Here is a 19275-nt window from a genome sequence, read left to right on the forward strand (position 1 = left end):
CGGATCGGAAGAGTGAGACCGTGACCCAAGCTGTGCCCGTACCCGTGCGTCAGCTCGACCCGGACCTACCGCTACCGGTGTACGCACACCCCGGTGACGCGGGCGCCGACCTGCTCTCGGCCCAGGACGTGGAGTTGGCGCCGGGGGAGCGGGTTCTGGTCCGTACGGGAATCGCGATCGCCCTGCCGGAGGGGTTCGTCGGCCTGGTCCACCCGCGTTCGGGGCTGGCGGCCAGGCTCGGTGTGACGGTGCTGAACGCGCCCGGTACGGTCGACGCCGGCTACCGTGGCGAGATCATGGTCAACCTGATCAACCACGATCGGGCGAACTCGGCGAAGATCTGTCGTGGCGACCGGATCGCGCAACTCGTGGTGCAGCGGGTCGAACGGGCCGGCTTCCACCCGGTCGACGAGCTGCCCGCCACCGCGCGGGGTGAGGGTGGGCACGGTTCGACTGGCGGACACGCGGATCTGGTGACCCCCCGCGACGCAAGCGAGCACAACGAAAGGTCGGCACGGTGATCTTTTCTCGAGGACGTGGCGGACGGCACGCCCGTGACGAGCGGTCCGGCCGGTCCGGGCGGTCGGCGGCCGACCAGCCCGAGCTGGACCCGACCGAGGACCGGGTGCCGGACCGGGGTCCGTACGACGTGTCGCAGGCCCCGGACGGGGTGGACCGGCTCGACCTCGGCAGCCTGCACATCCCCGCGGTCGCCGACGTGGAGATCCGGGTCCAGGCCGATCCCGACGGCGTGGTCCAGCAGGTCGTGCTGTTGCACGGGGAGAACGCCCTGCAACTCGGTGTCTTCGCCGCGCCCCGGTCCGAGGGGATCTGGGACGAGGTGCGCCAGGAGATCCGCGAGTCCCTGTTCAACGAGGGGACGGCGGCCGAGGAGAGCGAGGGCGAGTACGGCGTCGAGCTGAGGGCTCGGGTGCGTACCCCGGAGGGTCAGTTCACCGATCTGCGCTTCGTCGGCATCGACGGCCCCCGCTGGATGGTCCGTGGCGTCTACCAGGGGCGGGTGGCGACCGACCCGGACGCAGCCGGACCGCTCGTCGAGTGCCTGCACGGGCTGGTGGTGGACCGGGGCCAGGAGGCGAAGCCGGTCCGCGAACCGCTGCCCCTGCGACTGCCCCGGGAGATCGCCGACCGGCAGGCCGCCCAGGCGGGGTCGACCGGCAACCCGCCGGGTGGGGAGACCGTGATCTCGTCGGACGGCGGTGGCCCGGACGGGGCCGGCGGTGCGCCCCGGATCAACGGCGCGACCGATCAGGGGCCGCGTCGGGACAAGCCCTCGCCGCGCCCGCGCGGCTCGGTCTGACCGGCTCCCCGGTGCCGGCGGCATCGGCGGACCCGGGCGGTTCCACCGGGTCCGCGTCGCCCCGGTGGATCGGCGTACGCTGGCGGTGCGGGCCCTGGCAGGGTTGGTTGGAGTGGGCCGCGACGGGGTGACCCGGGCGGATCGAGGAGGCACAGAGGTCATGGCGACCGACGAGGGTCGGGGGTCGCTGCGCAACCTCCTGCAGCGGCTGACCGCGAGCGAGGCCGAGATCGAGGCGCAGGAGCTGCGCCGGGAGAGCGCGCAGTGTGGTGGCACGCCGGCCGGGCTGTGCCGACGCGGTCAGCAGGTGTCGCTCTCCGGGCGGCTCCGTACGGTGGTGTACACCCCCCGGACGAACCTGCCCACCCTGGAGGCGGACCTCTACGACGGCACTGACGTGGTGACGCTGGTCTGGCTGGGGCGCCGGCACATCACCGGCATCGAGCCGGGCCGGCAGTTGACCGTTCGTGGTCGCGTGGCACTCCGGGATGACCGTAAAGTCATCTACAACCCGCACTACGAGTTGGAACTGCCCCGTTGAGTCCGAGGCCGGGCAGCCGCCCCGAACGGAAGACGCGCAGATGACGACTGGACCACAGCCGGCCGAGAGGGTCGACGCCGAACCGGCGGGGGAACCGCCGCTGCCGACCATCGCCGAACAGGTGGCCGAGCAGCTCGGCGGCTGGCGGGGGATGGTCGAGTCGAGCATTCCGGTGATCATCTTCGTGCTGGTGAACGTGCTGGCCGACCTGCGGCCGGCGTTGATCGCGTCGTTGGCGGTCGCGGTGGCCATCGCGGTGATGCGGCTGCTCCAACGCCGGCCGGTCCGGCACGCGGTCAACGGGCTCTTCGGCATCGGCGTCGGTGCCTTCATCGCGTACCGCAGCGGGGACTCGAAGGACTTCTACCTGCCCGGCATTCTCTACGGCATCGCCTACGGGCTGGTCCTGCTGGGTTCGGCGGCCATCCGGCAGCCGCTGGTCGGCTGGATCTGGTCGGTCTTCGTGGCCGGCGGCAAGTCCGAGTGGCGGCAGGACGGCAAGCTGGTGCGTACCTTCACCTGGCTCACCGTGCTCTGGGGCGTGGTCTGGCTGGCCAAGGTCGGGGTCCAGGCGGCGCTCTACCTCGCCGACCAGGACACCGCGCTAGGGGTCGCCCGGCTGGTGCTGGGCTACCCCCCGTACCTCCTGCTGCTTGCCATCACGGTCTGGACGGTGCGCCGGGTGACCCGGGACGCGCCGCCGGTGCCGAGCACCGCGACCAGCGCGGGCTGACCGGGCGGTGGTCAGCCCTCCGCCCGGGTCCGCTCCACGCTGTCCGCGCCGAGCATGACCGCCCGTACCGCGTCCTCCACCTCGGCGGTGCAGACGAAGATCAGCTCGTCGCCCGCCTCGAGCGGGTCGTCCGGGCTCGGCACCAGCACCCGCCGGCCGCGCAGGATGGCGACCAGGGCCGCGTCGCGGGGCAGCGGTACGGCGTGGATCGGGTGCCCGACGTAGGGCGCGGCGTTCGGCAGGGTGATCTCGACCAGGTTCGCCTCGCCCTGCCGGAAGGTCATCAGCCGGACCAGGTCGCCGACCGTCACCGCCTCCTCGACCAGCGCGGCCATCACCCGCGGCTTGCTCACCGCGACGTCGACCCCCCACTGGTCGGTGAAGAGCCACTCGTTCTCCGCCCGGTTCACCCGGGCGACCACCCGGGGCACCGCGAACTCGGTCTTGGCCAGCAGCGAGACCACCAGGTTGACCTTGTCGTCGCCGGTCGCCGCGACCACCACGTCGCAGCTCGCCAGGTCGGCCTCCTCGAGGCTGGCCAGCTCGCACGCGTCGGCGAGCACCCAGTCGGCGTCCGGCACCCGCTCCGGGCGCAGCATCTTCGGCTGCCGCTCCACGAGCATGACCTGGTGGCCGTTGTCGATCAGCTCCTGGGCGATCGAGCGCCCCACGTTGCCGGCTCCCGCGATGGCGACCCGCATGTCACTGTCCCCCTTCCGGCGGCAGCCCGGCCGCCGTCGTGACCCCGCCGGCCATGTCGTCGGTGACGAGCATGAAGAGCTGGTCACCCTCCTGTAGAACGCTGGACACGGTGGGCAGCGTTCCGATCCCGAACCGCATCACGTACGCGGCGCGGGCTCCGGTCGCCTCCTCGATGGCGCGTACCGGCCGGCCGACCCAGTCCTTGTGCACCGGCACCTCGATGATCGACACGGTGCTGGTCGGGTCGCGGAAGATCTCCACGTTCCCCTCCGGCACCAGGTGGCGGATCATCCGGTCGGCGGTCCACCGGACGGTGGCCACGGTCGGGATGCCGAGCCGTTCGTAGACCTGGGCCCGCCGCTGGTCGTAGATCCGGGCGGCCACCCGGGCCACGCCGAACGTCTCCCGGGCCAGCCGAGCCGAGATGATGTTGGAGTTGTCCCCGCTGGAGACCGCGGCGAAGGCGTCGGCCCGTTCGATCCCGGCCTGGCGCAGCACCTCGCGGTCGAATCCGACCCCGGTGACCGTGATCCCGCCGAAGTCGGGGCCGAGCCGGCGGAAGCTGTCCGCGTTCTGGTCGATGACGGCCACCGAATGACCGCGGGACTCCAGATCGTGGGCGAGCGTCGAGCCGACCCGTCCACATCCCATGATCACGATGTGCACGGTGCTTCCTCCTGGCGTGAACCGTCCGTTCCAGCCGGCGGCCGGGGGACCCTCAGAGCGTGCCATGCCGGGGGCAGCCCACGCCGCCCGACCGTACTCGTACGCGCGGGGGAGAGGTTGATCGCCACCCGATGTCGACCGGCACCTGCCGGTCGTACCCTTAGCGGTTGTGGCCAGCCCCACCTCTCTGATGAAGCGACTGCTGCTCGGTCGGCCGTTCCGGTCCGACAAGCTGCAGCACACCCTGCTACCCAAACGCATCGCCCTGCCCGTCTTCGCCTCCGACGCGCTCTCCAGCGTCGCGTACGCGCCGGACGAGATCCTGCTGACCCTGTCGATCGCGGGCGCCTCGGCGTTTGTGTTCTCGCCCTGGGTGGCGCTGGCCGTGGTAGTGGTGATGCTCACGGTGGTGGCCAGTTACCGGCAGAACGTGCACGCCTACCCCTCCGGTGGCGGCGACTACGAGGTGGCCACGGTCAACCTGGGGCCCCGGTTCGGGCTCGGTGTGGCCAGCGCCCTGCTGGTGGACTATGTGCTGACCGTGGCGGTGTCGGTCTCCTCCGGCGTGGCCAACCTCGGCTCGGTGGTGCCCTTCGTGGCCACCCACAAGGTCGGCGTCGCGGTGGCGGCGGTGGTCATCCTGACCGCGATCAACCTGCGCGGCCTGCGCGAGTCGGGTACGGCGTTCGCGATCCCGACCTACGGCTTCATGATCGTGATCATCGGTATGGTGCTCACCGGTCTGGTCCGGGTCTTCGTGCTCGGCGACGACCTGCGGGCGCCCAGCGCCGACCTGCACATCCAGGCCGAGCACAGCGTCACCGGCTTCGCCCTGGTCTTCCTGCTGCTGCGAACCTTCTCCTCGGGCGCCGCGGCGTTGACCGGGGTGGAGGCGATCTCCAACGGCGTACCGGCGTTCAAGCCGCCGAAGAGCAAGAACGCGGCGTCGACGCTGCTGATGCTCGGGGTGGTCGCAGTCACCATGCTGGTCGGCATCATCTGGCTGGCCCGCCTGACCCACCTCCAGTTCGTCGAGGACCCGGCCCGGCAGATCATCTCCGGTCCCGAGGGGTACGTGCAGAAGACCGTCACCACCCAGCTCGGCGAGACCGTCTTCGGCAGCGGGTCGTTCCTGCTCTACGTGGTCGCCGGGGTGACCGCGCTGATCCTCTTCCTGGCCGCGAACACCGCCTTCAACGGCTTCCCGGTGCTCGGCTCGATCCTCGCCCAGGACCGGTACCTGCCCCGTCAGTTGCACACCCGGGGCGACCGGCTGGCCTTCTCCAACGGCATCGTCTTCCTCTCCATCGCAGCGATCGTGCTGATCGTCGGTTTCCAGGCGGAGATCACCCGGCTGATCCAGCTCTACATCGTCGGGGTCTTCGTCTCCTTCACCCTCTCCCAGGCCGGCATGATCCGGCACTGGAACCGGCTGCTGCGGGTGGAGCGGGACCCGGAACGCCGGCGCAGGATGATCCGGTCCCGGGCGATCAACAGCTTCGGCATGGGGCTGACCGGGGTCGTACTGGTGATCGTGCTGATCACGAAGTTCCTGCTCGGTGCCTGGATCGCGATCGCCGCGATGGCCGTGATCTACCTGCTCATGCTCGGTATCCGCAAGCACTACGACACCGTCGCGGCCGAGCTGACCCCGGCCGAGGGGCGGCCCATGCTGCCCGCCCGCAACCACGCCATCGTGCTGGTCAGCAAGGTGCACCAGCCGACGCTGCGGGCGATCGCGTACGCCCAGGCGACCCGGCCGGACACGCTGACCGCGGTGACGGTGAACGTGGACGAGAAGGACACCCGGGTAATCCAGGCCGAGTGGGAGCGGCGGGGGGTCCCGGTGCCGCTGACCGTGATCGACTCGCCGTACCGGGAGATCACCCGCCCGATTCTCGACTTTGTCGCCTCGGTGCGCCGGGACGCACCCCGCGACGTGGTCACCGTCTTCATTCCCGAGTACGTGGTCGGCCGATGGTGGGAGAACCTCTTGCACAACCAGAGCGCGTTGCGACTCAAGGGCCGCCTGCTCTACGAGCCGGGCGTGATGGTCACCAGCGTGCCCTGGCAGCTCGCCTCGTCCGCGAGCAAGGACCTGGACCGGTACGACGCGACGCTGAGCCGCACCCCCGCCCGGGGCCCGCGCGGGGCGAGCGTCGGTGGCCTGCTCACCCCGGCCCCGCCCCAGCCACCACCGGCCGCGCCGACCGGGACCGGGACCGGGACCGAGCCGACGGAGCGGTCCCGATGAGCCGGGCCGGCACCGACCCGGTGGCCCCGGACCAGACCCGGCCCGGCGCCGACCCGGGCCGGCACACCCAGCCTCCGGCGGAGCGGACCAGAGTGGAACAGGACAGCGCGGAGCGGACCGGCGGGGAGCGGACCGGGCCGGGCGAGGCCGAGCTGATCGAGCTGACGATCGACGCGGTGGCCCCCGGCGGGCACTGCGTCGCCCGGCTCGACGGGCAGATCGTCTTCGTCCGGCACGCCCTGCCGGGTGAGCGGGTGATCGCCGAGGTCACCGAGGTCAACCGGGGATATTTGCGGGCGGACGCGGTGACCGTACTGGAGGCGGCGCCGGGGCGGGTGACACCGCCGTGCCCGTACGCCGGGCCGAACCGGTGCGGTGGCTGCGACCTCCAGCACGTCTCGCCCGAGGCGCAGCTCGACTGGAAGACCGAGGTCGTACGCGAGCAGTTGCGCCGGCTCGGCCACCTCACCCCGGCCGAGGTCGAGGCGCTGGGGGTACGGATCGAGCCGCTGCCCGGTGGGCCGCTGGGCTGGCGTACCCGGGTCCGGTACGCGGTCGACGCCGCCGGCCGGGCGGGCCTGCTCAAGCACCGCTCGCACGAGGTGGTGCCGGTCGACCGCTGTCTGATCGCCCACCCCGCGATCCAGGCCCTGCCGGTGCTCTCCTCGGACGGGCAGCGCTGGCCGGACGCCGAGGCGGTGGAGACGGTCGCCTCGGCCGGTGGGGACGTGAACGTACGGACGGTCGTGGACGGCGTACAGGTCAACCAGCGGGGGCCGGAGACGGTCCGCGAGCTGGCCGCCGGCCGGGAGTGGGAACTGCCCGCCGACGCCTTCTGGCAGGTCCACCCGGCGGCGGCGGACACCCTGGTCGGCGCGGTGCTGGAGATGCTCGCGCCGCAGCCGGGCGAACGCGCCTGGGACCTGTACGGCGGGGCGGGGCTCTTCGCCGCCGCGCTCGCCGAGCGGGTCGGTCCGACCGGCCGGATCACCATGGTCGAGGCGGCGCCGTCGGGCGTGGCGGCGGCCCGGCGCAACCTGGCCGACCTGACCGGGGTCGAGGTGGTGTCGGCGAAGGTGGAGACCGCCCTGGCCCGCCGCCGGATCACCGGTCCGGTCGACCTGGTCGTGCTGGATCCGCCCCGCACCGGTGCCGGTGCCGAGGTGGTACGCACGCTCACCGGCGTCGGGGCACGGGCGGTGGCGTACGTCGCCTGCGACCCGGCGGCGTTCGCCCGTGACGTACGCGTCTTCGCCGAGGCCGGCTGGCGGCTGGTCGAACTGCGCGGATTCGACCTCTTCCCGATGACCCAGCACGTGGAGTGCGTCGGGCTGCTGGTACCGGCCGGACCGGAAAGCTAGTCCGGCGGGGACGGGTCCGGGCGGGAGTTCGCGCGCCGCTCGGCGGAGGAGTTCGCGCCGCTCAGCGGAGGAGCAGGCCGTGCGCCAGGGCGGTCGGGGTGGTTGACGCCCGGCGGGCGGCCCGACGCTCGGCGCGGGCCTGGGCCCGGTCCCGCAGCCGGATCCAGGCGATGATCAGCAGGAGCAGCGGCAGTAGTGGCAGGCCGATCAGGGTCACCACCAGCAGCGCCAGGAGTTGGCCGGTGGCGTAGCGGCCGGACATCCGGGTCCCGGCGCCGGGACCCGACCAGTGCGGGGGACGAGGACGAGGCGACATCTTTGCACCTCTGAAAGAGGAGAGTGTTATCGCCATGTTAAGTCGCCCTGCTCGTGGTGCCCGCGTCGTTGCTGCCCGGAGTCGGTGACGATCCGGTGGAACCGGTTGGCTGATCGGCGTACCGGCCGACCCGGACGGTAGCCACGGAGGGTGACCGGCTGGTTTCGTGGAAATCCCACGCACCATCTCGGCCCGGGCTGCGGGCGCCGCCGGGGCCGATAGACTCTCCGGTCATGAGAGTTGAAGAGGGTGCGGCCAACCCTGGCCGGCTGCTGGCGACGGTTCGCGGCCCCCAGGACGTCAAGCGGATGTCGGCCGAGGAACTCGACCTGCTCGCCGCCGAGATCCGCGATTTCCTGGTCGCCAAGGTGTCCCGTACCGGCGGACACCTCGGCCCCAACCTCGGCGTCGTCGAGCTGACCCTCGCCATGCACCGGGTCTTCGACTCGCCCCGCGACCGCTTCCTGTTCGACACCGGACACCAGGCGTACGTGCACAAGATGGTCACCGGGCGGCAGGACGGCTTCGACAACCTCCGCCAGCGTGGCGGGCTCTCCGGTTACCCGAGCCAGGCCGAGAGCGAGCACGACCTGATCGAGAACTCGCACGCCTCGACCGCGCTCTCCTACGCCGACGGGCTGGCCAAGGCGTACGCCCTGCGGGGTGAGCGGCGCGACGTGGTCGCCGTGGTCGGCGACGGCGCGCTCACCGGCGGCATGTGCTGGGAGGCGCTGAACAACATCGCCGCCGCCCGCAACCCGCTGGTCATCGTGGTCAACGACAACGGCCGGTCGTACGCACCGACCATCGGCGGCCTGGCCGACCACCTCTCGACCCTGCGGCTCAACCCCGGCTACGAGCGGGTGCTCGACGTGGTCAAGGACGCGCTCGGCTCGACCCCGCTGGTCGGCCGACCGATGTACGAGGTGCTGCACGCGGTCAAGAAGGGCATCAAGGACGCGGTCGCGCCGCAGGCGATGTTCGAGGATCTCGGCATCAAGTACGTCGGCCCGGTGGACGGGCACGACGTCGCCGCGGTCGAGTCGGCGCTGCGTCGGGCCAGGGGCTTCGGCGGCCCGGTGATCGTGCATGCGGTGACCCGCAAGGGTTACGGCTACCGGCCGGCGGAAGAGGACGAGGCGGACTGCTTCCACAGCCCCAGCGCCTTCGACGTCGCCAACGGCAAGCAGCTCGCCGCGCCGTCGGTCAAGTGGACCCAGGTCTTCGCCGACGAGCTGGTGGCGGTCGCCGACGAGCGCCCCGACATCGTCGGCATCACCGCCGCGATGGCCGAGCCGACCGGCATCGCCGCGCTGGCCCGCAAGTATCCCGAGCGGGTCTACGACGTCGGCATCGCCGAGCAGCACGCGGCCACCTCGGCGGCCGGTCTCGCGCTCGGCGGCCTGCACCCGGTGGTCGCCGTCTACGCCACCTTCCTCAACCGCGCCTTCGACCAGGTCCTGCTCGACGTGGCGATGCACAAGCTCCCGGTCACCTTCGTGCTCGACCGGGCCGGCATCACCGGCCCCGACGGGCCGAGTCACTACGGCATCTGGGACATGTCCGTCTTCGGGGTGGTGCCCGGACTCCGGATCGCCGCGCCCCGCGACGCCGCGACCCTCCGCGCCGAACTGCGTGAGGCGGTCGCGGTCGACGACGGGCCGACGATCCTGCGCTTCCCGACCGGCTCGGTCGCCAAGGACCTGCCGGCGGTCCGCCGGGTGGGTCAGGTCGACGTGCTGGCCGAGTCCGCCCGTACCGACGTGCTGCTGGTCGCGGTGGGCGCGTTCGGGCAGCTCGGGGTCGAGGTGGCGGCCAGGGTGGCCGAGCAGGGTTACGGCGTGACCGTGGTCGACCCGAGGTGGATCCGCCCGATCCCCGAGGAGCTGGTGACGCTCGCCGGTGAGCACCGGCTGGTGGTGACCGTCGAGGACGGCGTACGCGCCGGTGGGGTGGGCGACGCGCTGGCCAAGGCGATGCGTGACGCCGACGTGACGGTGCCGCTGCGGGACCTCGGGGTGCCGTCGGTCTGGCAGCCGCACGGCACCCGGGCGCAGATCCTCGCCGACCTCGGGCTGACCGCACAGGACGTGGCCCGGGACGTCACCGGCTGGGTCTCCCGCCTGGACGCGCCGATCGAGCCGGTGCGGATCGCCGCCGCCGCCGAGCAGCGGCCGGTCAGCGGTGACCGGGCCGCCAAGGGCCGCAACGGTCGGGCCTGATCCGCGACAACTCCACCGCCAGCGTCGGTCCCCGGGTCACCGGGTGTACCGGCGCTGGCGGTGCCGTTTCCGCCGTCCGCGTACGCCGGCCCAGGGCTGGTCGTCCACGTACGCCGGCCCAGGGCTGGTCCGGGGGTCCCGGACCGGCCCCGGCGGAGTGAGCGTCCCGGCGGGCGCTACTGGCCGCCCATCTGGCGCTGGTAGGACTTGTCCGCGGTGTTCAGGGTGAACGTCTCCGGGTCGGCGGGTTCCTCGACCACCGCCAGGCCGGGCCGGTCCACCAGCCGGACCACCCCGGGCGGCAGCGCCAGGCTGGTCTCCGAGTTGGCCCGCCAGACCAGGACCACCAGGGTCTTGCCGGGGGTGGGCAGCTCGTACGCCTGCAACGGGTTCACCCGGTCCGCCTCCGAGACCACCGGGGCCCCCTGGGCGGGGCGCAGCACGACCGCGTTCATCACGCCCGCGTCGGTGTGCCAGGAGAGCTGTTCGAGCTTGCCGGCCTTCTCGTCACCGATCCGGACCTGACCCAGCGGGCGGGCGGCCACCCGGTCGGCCGGCCAGGAGGTTGGTACCGAACCGAGATGATCACGGTCGTGGACGCGGCGCGGGATGCTGCCGAAGGGACCCGTGGCGGCGGCGAGCACGCAGGTGTCCAGCCCGTCCAGGGCGCTCGCACCGGACCCGGACTCGTCCACCACCAGCGGATACCGTGGGCCGTCGATCCCGGTGCCGAGGTCGACCAGCCGGTCGTTCGCCCGCCCCTGGGGCAGCGATTCGGTGCTGCGCAGCCGTGCGGTGATCGGCACCGCCCCGCAGCGCGGCACCTCCACCGGCGCGCTCACCCCGTCGGTCACGGCCAACGGCTTGCCGTCCGGTCCGAGCAGCCGCTCGACCCGGGTGGAGGTCAGGTAGCGCCGCCCCTGCGGCACGGTGAGCGGCAGCACGTCGGAGTAGATCAGGTAGCCCGGGTCGGAGTAGTCGAGCGCCTCGGTGACCTCGAACTCGGCGCCCCGGCCGGAGAGCTGTAGCAACCAGGAGCCGGCGTCGCCGGGCACGTCCGCGGCGACCACGGCGATCGGCCCACCGTCGAGCTGGCCGAGCCAGAGGATGCCCGAGGAGGAGAGATGCACCCGGTCGTCGACCGGGGAACGCCAGTGCGCCACCGCCCGGGTGACCGCGGCCGTCGCCTGTGGATCGCCGGCCAGTCCGCCCCGGGCGGGCCAGGTTTCCAGCGAGCCGTCGCGCGAGTCGGCGCCGACCCGGAGCGGGTCGGACGGCTCGGTCGTGCTCGGACCACAGCCGGCCACCAACACCGCCAGCGCCAGCAGCGCGCCCAGCACACCGCCATGACGGACCGAACCCACCTGTAAGCCCCCGATCCCGTCGGCGTGCTGCGGATGCCACATCTTACGAGATCTCGGGCGGGGCTCGGGCCGCACCTCGCAAAGCCGTGCCAGCTTTTGTCGACTCACGCTCGGGAGTGGTTTATCGACGCGCAAACCCGTACGTGCCGTCCGATACGTCCGTGACGCTCCGGTAGACTCCGCCGACTGTGACGCTTGCCGAGCCTCGTCTCAAAACGACACCGGAACCGGAGCCAACCGGGTCCGGCGGGCACGCTGCCATCGATCCGACCGGAGAGCGGGAGCCGGTCACCCTCGACGCGGCCGGTGGTGCCGACCCGGCGCCGACACCCCCCGAATCCGGTCCGGACCGGGAGACCGCCGACCGCTCCGACGACCCGGGCACGAACGTACGCCGGTGGCCGACCCGGCGCCGTGACCTGCTGGTCTTCGGTGCATTCCTGCTCGCCGCCTTCTGGGTGACCAGCCAGATCTGGATCGACCCGGCCGGTCGGGTGGCGTCGCTCTACAGCAGCGACCCGGCACAGGTGCAGTTCTTCCTCGCCCATTCGGTACGGGTGGTGCTGCACGGCGAATACCCGTTCTTCACCGACCGGTTGAACTATCCTGACGGGGTTAACCTGATGGCGAACACCGCCATCCTGGGGCTGGGCATTCCGATGATCCCGGTGACGCTGCTGTTCGGCCCGGCGGTGTCCTTCGTGGTCCTGGTGACGCTCGGCCTCGCCGGCACCGCCTCGGCCTGGTACTGGGTGCTGTCCCGGCACGTGGTCCGCAACCCGATCGCGGCGATCGTCGGCGGCTGGTTCTGCGGCTTCTCCCCGGCGCTGCTGTCACACGCGAGTTGGCACCCGAACATCATCTCGCAGTTCCTGCTGCCGTTCATCGTCTGGCGGGTGCTCGTGCTCACCCGCACCACCCGGCCGGTACGCGACGGCCTGATCCTCGCCGTGCTGGTCAGCTACCAGGCGTTCATCAACGAGGAGATCCTCCTCTTCACCGCGCTGGCCTGCGGGATCTTCCTGCTCGCCGTGGTGGCGCAGCAGCCGGGGAGGTGGCGTGCGGCGTGGCGCCCGCTCGGCACCGGGCTGCTGGTCTGCGCCCTGCTCGCGGTCGCCCTGCTCGCGTACCCGCTCTACGTGCAGTTCGCCGGGCGGCAGGCGTACCACGGTCTCAGCGACGCGGTCCGCGACTATGGCAACGACCTGGCCGCGTTCATCAGCCCGGGGTCGCCGACCCTCGGCGGCAACGAGCGGGCCAACGCGAACCTGGCTCCCAACTACTCGGAGGAGAACGCCTTCTTCGGCTGGGGACTCGCGCTGCTCACCCTGGGCATCGTGATCTGGCTCCGGCGCGAGGTGCTGGTCCGGGCGCTCGCCTTCACCGGCCTCTTCTTCGCCATCCTGTCGCTGGGTGAGCGGGTCTCCTACTGGAACCGGGAGCTGTTCTGGGGCCCGTGGGAGTGGCTGGTCAAGGTGCCGCTGCTGGACGCGGTGGTGCCGACCCGGTTCGGTCTGATCACGACGGTCGTCATCGGCGTGCTGCTCGCCGTGGCCGTCGACCGGGCCTGGGCGCTGGAGACCGTCGAGCTGCGGATCCGTCGGATCGGTGTGATCACCGCGCTCGCCGTGGTGCTGGTTCCGCTGGTCCCGCTGCCGCTCAAGGTCGGCCCCCGGCCGCCCGTACCGGACTTCGTCACCTCGGGGCACTGGCGGCAGTTCGTCGGCCCGGACCAGTCGCTGGTCCCGGTGCCGGTGCCGGCCATGGGACACACCAACGGCATGCGGTGGGCCGCCTCGACCAACCTCGACTTCAAGATCCCGGGTGGTTACTTCCTCGCCCCGCGCAACGGCAACACCGGTGACCCGGGCCGGTTCGGTGGACGCCCGAGCGGCGTCAGCGAACTGCTCGACCAGGTCTCGACCACCGGCCGGGTGCTCACCCTGACCGACCGCGAGCGCCGCCGCTCGATGGACGAGCTGCGGCACTGGCGCACGGCGATCCTGGTGCTCCCGGTCCGGGAGCGTAACGCCGAACCGCTGCGCCGCACCGTGGAGCAGATCGTCGGCCCCGGCCGGCGGGTGGACGACGTCTGGTTGTGGGACATCCGGACCCTGACCGCGCCGAGTAGCTGATGGGGCGACTCGGGACACGGGTACCGGTCGGATGACCACGGACCCGGGAGCGGAACCGAACGTGACCACGGTGGAAACCGTGGACGCGCCGGCCTCTCCCGGGCCTCCGACCGCCCCGGCCCCGCTCGATGCCGCGACCGCCCCCGGCGAACCTCGGTGGTGGCCCCGCCGGCTCTTCGCCGCCGGGAGGTGGCCGCTCGATCTGGCGGTGGTGGTCGGCTACCTGATCGCAGCCGGGTACGTCACCAGCCGGCTCTGGGCCCACCCGGGCCACACCACCCGGGCCGGTAACGACCAGATGCTCTTCGAGTGGATGCTGGCCCGTGCCGCGCAGGCGGTGACCCGGCTGGACAACCCGCTGCACAGCACCGCGCTCAACGCCCCGGACGGGGTCAACCTGATGGCCAACACCTCGGTGCTCGGCCTGGGTGTCCCGCTCACGCCGGTGACCCTGCTCTTCGGCTCGCACACCACGTTCCTGCTGGCCATCGTCGTGTCCCTCGCCGGCACCGCCACCGCCTGGTTCTTCCTGCTCTCCCGCCGGTTGGTCCGGTCCCGGTACGCCGCCGCGCTCGGCGGGCTGCTCTGCGGATTCGGTCCCGGCATGATCTCCCAGGCCACCGGCCACCTGCACATGATCTCGCAGTTCCTGGTGCCGGTGATCCTCGCCGTCGTGTTCGACCCGACCACCGGCCGGGTGGTACGGCGCGGCCTGCTGCTCGGCCTGCTCGTCACGTACCAGGTCTTCCTCGGCGAGGAGGTGCTGGCGTTCCTGGTCCTGGCCTGCGGCCTGTTCACCGTCTGCTACGCCGTGGTGAGCCCGGCGACGGTACGTCGGCTCGGCCCCTCCTTCCTCGGCCGGCTCGGGATCGGCGCGCTGGTCGCGGGGACGCTGCTGGCGTACCCGCTCTGGTTCCAGTTCTTCGGTCCCGGGCACTACCGGGGTCTGCCGTTCGACCCGGGCGCGTACGCGCTGGACCTCAACTCGTTCACCGCGTCCGCCCGCCAGTCGCTGACCGGGCACGACTCGGTGCCCGGACTGCTGTCGCCGAACCCGACCGAGGAGAACTCCTTCTTCGGGCTGCCGCTGCTCGTACTCGTGACGGTCGTGGTGGTCTGGCAGTGGCGACGCCCCCTGGTCCGGGCGCTCGCCGTCGGCGTACTCGTGTTCGCCGCCCTGTCGCTCGGCGACAACATCCGGTTGGACGGCCGGCTGACCGGGCTGTCGGGCCCGTACCGGCTGGTGGCCGACCTGCCGCTGATCGACCTGGCGGTGCCGGCCCGGTTCCCGCTGGTCTGCCTTCCGATGATGGCGATCCTGCTCGCCCTCGCCACCGACGAGGTCTGCCGGCGGCGCCCGGTGACCGGCACCGGGCTGGCGACCGGGACCGGCCCGGCGAGTTCGGCCGCCGGTGATTCGCCGGTCGCCGTTGGTCCACCGGTCGCTGCTGGTTCACCGGTCGCCGTTGGTCCACCGGTCGCCGTTGGTGCGCCGGTACGGCTGCTCTGGACCGGTGCGTTGGTCGCGGTGCTGCTGCCGGTGGCACCGCTGCCGATCCGGACCGTGCCGAACTGGCCGGTGCCGGAGTTCGTCGCCACCGGTGAGTGGCGCTCGTACGTGCCGCCCGGCCGTACCCTGGTGCCGGTCCCACCGACCCGAGGTGGCGAGGCGATCGCGGGCATGTACTGGTCAGCCCGGACCAACCTGGCCTTCACCGCACCCGGTGGTTACTTCATCGGCCCGACCGGCCCGGACGACCCGACGGCCCGCTGGGGTACGCCGGACCGGCCGACGGCCGTACTGCTCGACGCGGTCGCGCACACCGGGCAGGTGCCGCCGATCGGGGACGAGCAGCGGCGGCAGGCGGTCGAGGACCTGCGACACTGGCGGGCGGCGATCGTCGTACAGGGCGGGCTGCACCGGGGCAACCCGGTCAAGCAGACCGTCGACCTGCTGCTCGGGCCGGGAAAGTCGATCTCCGGCGCCTGGGTCTGGGACGTACGCGACCGCGCCGCCCTCTGACCGCCCCCACCACCCCCACCGCGCGCCGCCCGCGCCGCGCCGGCTCCGCCCGGTGGTTAGGAAGGGCCCCTTCCTATACAGAAAGCGATAACAAGGGGCCCTTCCTTACTCAGGGGATGAGGGGGCGGACGTCCCAGAGCCAGACGTCGTCGACTCGTTGCGCCGGTCCGAGCAGCGCGGTCATCAGGGCCCGCAACTCGCCCTCGTGCGGGTGCTCGCCGAGCACCACCACCGAGGCCCGCCAGAACCGCAGGTCCTCGATGGCCTGGGCGCGTACCTCCGGGGTGATGTCCGGGACCCGGCCGGTGTCGATGGTGACGTACATCAGCATGGCGGTCGGGCGGGTGGTCGCGCCGAAGACACCCGCGCCGGTGGCGTCGGGGCCGATGAAGTAGCCGCCGGGAACGGGGAAGGCGTGCCCGGTCAGCGCGCTCCAGCGCAGTGTGGACAGGCCGTGCACGTTGCTGGGCACCGGCACCGGCACCAGGGTGCGTCCGGCCGGTACGTAGGGTCGCCACTCCGCACCGGTGATGAACCTCGGCGGCGGGTCGACGTGCATCGCCGGCAGCGGCTTCGGGACCAGCGGCAGCAGGGTGAGCGCGATGGCCGCGTACGCCAGGATCCGGACCCGGCGCCAGCGCGGCCCGTCGCCCGGGGCGGTCGCCACGGTGTTCCAGGCGAGCGCGATCAGCACCCCGACCACGGCGGCGACGACCAGGCTGAGCCGGGTCGGCATCATCATCTCGACCAGCGGTACGTCGTCGGGGATGTAGCTCCACGGGCCGCGTACCTCGGTCACCTCGCCGCCGAGGCGGACCGAGGGACCGATCGCGGCGACGCCGAAGACCAGGGCGAGCACGGCGGCGGTACGGGCGACCAGCGAGACCCGCCAGAGCAGCACGATCACCAGCAGGGCGAGCCCGACCAGCGGCCAGCCGAACCAGGTGTTCTGCTCGGTCATGCCGAGGGTCTTCTCCACCGCCTCGGAGCCGGCCAGGGTGTCCCGGGAGTAGGTGACGTACGCCGCCAGGTCCTCACCCCAGTTGTGGAACACCCCGCCCTGTAGTCCCCGGTAGGACTGCGGGCCGTTGAACTGGTACCAGATCGGGTAGCCGGCCAGCAGCAGGGCGAGCGCCCCGCCGACGCCGAGGGAGAGCAGGAAGGGCACCGCCTGGGCCCGTACCGACGACCAGCGCTGGACCGCGTACGCGGCCACGATCACCGCGCAGGCGAGCGCGGTCAGCAGCAGCATCTCCTCGTTGATGAAGATCTGGTACGCGACCAGCAGGCCCAGCACGACGCCGTTGTGCCGCCAGCGTCCCGGCTCGCCCAGCCGGAGCACCCGGACGACGATCAGCGGCAGCAGGAAGTTGGAGACGAAGTTGGGCTGGCCGTTGGCGTGGTGCACGATTCCCGGCGCGAAGCCGAGGAACGCCCCGCCGGCGAACGCCGCCGCGCGCGAGGTGACCAGGTGCCGGGAGAGCATCCAGTACGAGGTGGCGGCGGTCGCCGCCAGTGCCCCGCCGAGATAGATCGCGTACGTGACCTGCGGCCCGAGCAGCAGGGTGAGCGGGGCCAGCGGCAGGCTGATGCCGAGCACCGAGGTGTTCGCCATCATGTTCACGCCCTCGGGCGCGTTCTGCCGGGCGGAGAAGAGCGGGTTCTCCCAGTGCCGGACGGAGTAGGCACCGTGCGAGAGCAGCCACTCGAACCAACTGTGGTCGGTGGGCAGGTGTGACGAGACCCGGTGCTGGATGTCCACCCAGTAGTTGGCGCACACCACGACGCCGAGCAGGACGTACGCTGCGACGGCGAGCAGGTCGGCTCGCGCCGGCCGCCAGCGCGGTCGGCGTGCGCGGGCGGGTTCCTCCGAGCCGGTCGTGGTGTCCGAACCGGTCGTGGTGTCCGAGCCGGTCGTGGTGTCCGAGCCGGTCGTGGTGTCCGGGCCGGAGACGGTGTCCGACCCGGATTCTGCGTCCGAATTGTTATTTACTACCGGGATTGCCACGACGCGACATCGTACAGGCGGACGCTGGAGTGTTTCGGGCCAGCCGGGCGGGAAACGGACCCCCGGTGCGGATCGAACCATCCCGACGGCCGGTGACTCGGACCGTACGACGGCCGCTCGGCCGGTGGGTGGGGACTCCGCGACGGACAGGGGTGACGGGTGGTCCAGATCGAGCTGGGTGAGCGGCTCACCGAGCCACCGGTGCGGGACCGGCCGCTGGCCCGCTCCTGGCTGGCCGCCCGGTCGGTACGGCTCGGCGCGGTGCTCGCGCTGCTGCTCGGCACGCTCGGCGCGGCCGGGCGGGGCTTCGCCCCGATCCCGGAGGCGACGATCCCGGCCCGGCTGGGCGTGTCGGTGCTGACCGGCGCCGACCAGCTCTTCGTGATCGACCCGGTCGACCCGACCGGCGAGCCCCGACAGCAGGTGGGCGCGTACCGGCTGCCGGACGCCGCGCCACTGTGGCGGGTGCGGATGCCGGTGCCGGGCCCGTTCGGTGGGTACGCGCTGGTCGGTGACACGCTGGTGCTGGCCTCCGACTGGGGGTCGACGGCACCCCGGCGGACGGTCGGGGTGGACGCCCGTACCGGCGTGGTCTCCTGGCTCCGACCAGGTCAGTTCGAGACCGTGACGGCGAGCGGTGACGTGTTGCTCTGGGTGTCGGACGCGGACGCGGACGTCGAGGGGTCGGGTGGACCCGACCCGGGCGACCTGCCGGACGGCTGGGGCAGCCGCGCGCCGGGCACCCTGCGGGCGGTGGTCCCGGACTCGGGCGAGGTGCGCTGGTCGGTCGCGCTCCCCGCCGGTACGGCACACGGCTACGCCGGCGCACCGGCGGACCCGACCGCCGTCTGGTTCGCGGCGCCCGGGCCGGACGTGGTGTTGGTCCGGCTGCCGGACGGTCGGCTCGAACTGCGGGACCTGGCCGACGGGCGGGTGCGGCGCTCGGTCGAACTGCCCCGGTCGCCGACCGGGGACGGCTGGCAGGGGCCACCGGCCGCCGTCGGCGATTTCATGCTGGTGCCGGAGGGACCGTCCCACCTCACCGCGTACGGGCTGGAGCGGTTCGAGCGGCGCTGGACGATCGACTGGGAGGTCGACCGGCAGCCGTGGCCGCAGGCGTGTGGGGCCCTGCTCTGTGCGTTCCGCCCCGAGGGCGGCGTACGCGTGCTGGACCGGCGGACCGGTGCGTCGCGCTGGGCCGACGAGCGGTGGAGCTACCTGACGCCGATCGGGTCGTACCTGATCGCGAGCCACGAGGCGCGACCGTCGCTCGCCGCCGGCCTGGCCGTGGTCGACCCGCCCACCGGCCGGGTGCTCGGTGAACTGGGTGCCTGGCAGCTACTCGGTGCGGTGACCGGTGACGCGGCGCCGGCCGGTGGCGGACCGGCGGACCGGGTCCGGCTGCTCGGGATCCGGAGCAGCCTGGACGGCCGGACCTGGGTGGCCGAACTGGACCCGGCCACCGCCACCGCGCGACCGCTGGTGGCCCTGCCGGGCATCTCCGGCGACTGCCAGTACGGCACGCGGTCGAGCCGTTCCGGGAGCCACGGCGTGCTGGTCTGCCGCCGGCTCAACGGCGACATCGGGATCTGGCGGCTGCCGGCCTGACCCACGTCCGACACCGCCCTG

General features: G+C 72.4%; 14 protein-coding genes and 1 pseudogene. 10 read left to right on the forward strand and 5 right to left on the reverse strand.

Translation table 11 applies throughout. The annotated features are described in order from the left end of the window. Positions 1–20 precede the first annotated feature (20 nt). From dut to ACI2K4_RS08670, 4 genes and pseudogenes are all read left to right on the forward strand, one after another. The gene (gene dut, locus ACI2K4_RS08655; RefSeq protein WP_404509800.1) at positions 21–521 is read left to right on the forward strand and encodes a dUTP diphosphatase; all 501 of its coding nucleotides are present in this window, start codon (positions 21–23) and stop codon (positions 519–521) included. Next, positions 518–1186: pseudogene (locus ACI2K4_RS08660) on the forward strand (DUF3710 domain-containing protein); the annotation flags it as partial. The gene dut and the pseudogene ACI2K4_RS08660, both read left to right, overlap by 4 nt. 295 nt (positions 1187–1481) lie before the next feature. Beyond that, the gene (locus ACI2K4_RS08665; protein WP_404509802.1) at positions 1482–1862 is read left to right on the forward strand and encodes an OB-fold nucleic acid binding domain-containing protein; all 381 of its coding nucleotides are present in this window, start codon (positions 1482–1484) and stop codon (positions 1860–1862) included. Between the two features lie 40 nt (positions 1863–1902). Further along, positions 1903–2595 (forward strand): DUF3159 domain-containing protein, encoded by a 693-nt coding sequence (locus ACI2K4_RS08670; protein ID WP_404509803.1) that lies wholly within the window; start codon positions 1903–1905, stop codon positions 2593–2595. 11 nt (positions 2596–2606) lie between these two features. Here ACI2K4_RS08670 and ACI2K4_RS08675 read toward each other — a convergent pair whose 3' ends face one another. Both ACI2K4_RS08675 and ACI2K4_RS08680 read right to left on the reverse strand, forming a co-directional pair. Beyond that, positions 2607–3296 (reverse strand): potassium channel family protein, encoded by a 690-nt coding sequence (locus ACI2K4_RS08675; RefSeq protein WP_404509804.1) that lies wholly within the window; start codon positions 3294–3296, stop codon positions 2607–2609. 1 nt (position 3297) lies between these two features. Continuing rightward, positions 3298–3963, reverse strand: coding sequence for a potassium channel family protein (locus tag ACI2K4_RS08680; protein WP_404509805.1), 666 nt, complete (start codon positions 3961–3963; stop codon positions 3298–3300). A 169-nt stretch (positions 3964–4132) separates the two neighbouring features. On the opposite strand from ACI2K4_RS08680, the gene ACI2K4_RS08685 reads away from it, so the two are divergent. Beyond that, complete coding sequence (locus ACI2K4_RS08685; RefSeq protein ID WP_404509807.1) at positions 4133–6217, forward strand: APC family permease; 2085 nt, start codon at positions 4133–4135, stop codon at positions 6215–6217. Continuing rightward, positions 6214–7578, forward strand: coding sequence for a class I SAM-dependent RNA methyltransferase (locus tag ACI2K4_RS08690; RefSeq protein WP_404509808.1), 1365 nt, complete (start codon positions 6214–6216; stop codon positions 7576–7578). Before ACI2K4_RS08685 ends, ACI2K4_RS08690 begins: the two co-directional genes overlap by 4 nt. A 61-nt stretch (positions 7579–7639) precedes the next feature. On the opposite strand, the gene ACI2K4_RS08695 is transcribed toward ACI2K4_RS08690, so the two are convergent. Then, positions 7640–7894, reverse strand: a complete 255-nt coding sequence (locus tag ACI2K4_RS08695; protein WP_404509810.1) for a hypothetical protein — start codon at positions 7892–7894, stop codon at positions 7640–7642. A gap of 233 nt (positions 7895–8127) precedes the next feature. Between ACI2K4_RS08695 and dxs the strand changes: the two genes are divergently transcribed. Further along, the gene (dxs, locus tag ACI2K4_RS08700) at positions 8128–10116 is read left to right on the forward strand and encodes a 1-deoxy-D-xylulose-5-phosphate synthase (RefSeq protein ID WP_404509811.1); all 1989 of its coding nucleotides are present in this window, start codon (positions 8128–8130) and stop codon (positions 10114–10116) included. 176 nt (positions 10117–10292) lie between these two features. Here dxs and ACI2K4_RS08705 read toward each other — a convergent pair whose 3' ends face one another. Next, a complete protein-coding gene (locus ACI2K4_RS08705) occupies positions 10293–11480 on the reverse strand; it encodes a hypothetical protein (RefSeq protein ID WP_404509812.1) in 1188 nt (395 codons plus the stop codon). 188 nt (positions 11481–11668) lie between these two features. Between ACI2K4_RS08705 and ACI2K4_RS08710 the strand changes: the two genes are divergently transcribed. Then, a complete protein-coding gene (locus ACI2K4_RS08710) occupies positions 11669–13615 on the forward strand; it encodes a hypothetical protein (RefSeq protein WP_404509814.1) in 1947 nt (648 codons plus the stop codon). 31 nt (positions 13616–13646) lie between these two features. Continuing rightward, on the forward strand, positions 13647–15638 hold the full coding sequence (locus tag ACI2K4_RS08715; protein WP_404509815.1) for a hypothetical protein: 1992 nt from the start codon (positions 13647–13649) through the stop codon (positions 15636–15638). A 109-nt stretch (positions 15639–15747) separates the two neighbouring features. Here the strand turns inward: ACI2K4_RS08715 and ACI2K4_RS08720 are convergent, their stop codons facing one another. After that, positions 15748–17727: a hypothetical protein gene (locus ACI2K4_RS08720; RefSeq protein WP_404509817.1), complete on the reverse strand. Its 1980-nt coding sequence runs from the start codon at positions 17725–17727 to the stop codon at positions 15748–15750. A 78-nt stretch (positions 17728–17805) separates the two neighbouring features. Between ACI2K4_RS08720 and ACI2K4_RS08725 the strand changes: the two genes are divergently transcribed. Further along, positions 17806–19254 carry a PQQ-binding-like beta-propeller repeat protein gene (locus ACI2K4_RS08725; RefSeq protein WP_404509819.1) on the forward strand — a complete coding sequence of 483 codons (1449 nt, stop codon included), beginning with the start codon at positions 17806–17808 and terminating at the stop codon, positions 19252–19254. Positions 19255–19275: the final 21 nt, after the last annotated feature.

The organism is Micromonospora sp. NPDC050397 (genome assembly GCF_044901685.1).
GTDB lineage: Bacteria > Actinomycetota > Actinomycetes > Mycobacteriales > Micromonosporaceae > Micromonospora_G.

What these genes read in the sequence shown, in the direction of transcription:
- ACI2K4_RS08665 (WP_404509802.1), top strand. Translation starts at nt 1,482, where the DNA reads ATGGCGACCGACGAGGGTCGGGGGTCGCTGCGCAACCTCCTGCAGCGG.
- ACI2K4_RS08670 (WP_404509803.1), top strand. Translation starts at nt 1,903, where the DNA reads ATGACGACTGGACCACAGCCGGCCGAGAGGGTCGACGCCGAACCGGCG.
- ACI2K4_RS08675 (WP_404509804.1), bottom strand. Translation starts at nt 3,296, where the DNA reads ATGCGGGTCGCCATCGCGGGAGCCGGCAACGTGGGGCGCTCGATCGCC.
- ACI2K4_RS08690 (WP_404509808.1), top strand. Translation starts at nt 6,214, where the DNA reads ATGAGCCGGGCCGGCACCGACCCGGTGGCCCCGGACCAGACCCGGCCC.
- ACI2K4_RS08695 (WP_404509810.1), bottom strand. Translation starts at nt 7,894, where the DNA reads ATGTCGCCTCGTCCTCGTCCCCCGCACTGGTCGGGTCCCGGCGCCGGG.
- dxs (WP_404509811.1), top strand. Translation starts at nt 8,128, where the DNA reads ATGAGAGTTGAAGAGGGTGCGGCCAACCCTGGCCGGCTGCTGGCGACG.
- ACI2K4_RS08715 (WP_404509815.1), top strand. Translation starts at nt 13,647, where the DNA reads ATGACCACGGACCCGGGAGCGGAACCGAACGTGACCACGGTGGAAACC.
- ACI2K4_RS08720 (WP_404509817.1), bottom strand. Translation starts at nt 17,727, where the DNA reads ATGGTTCGATCCGCACCGGGGGTCCGTTTCCCGCCCGGCTGGCCCGAA.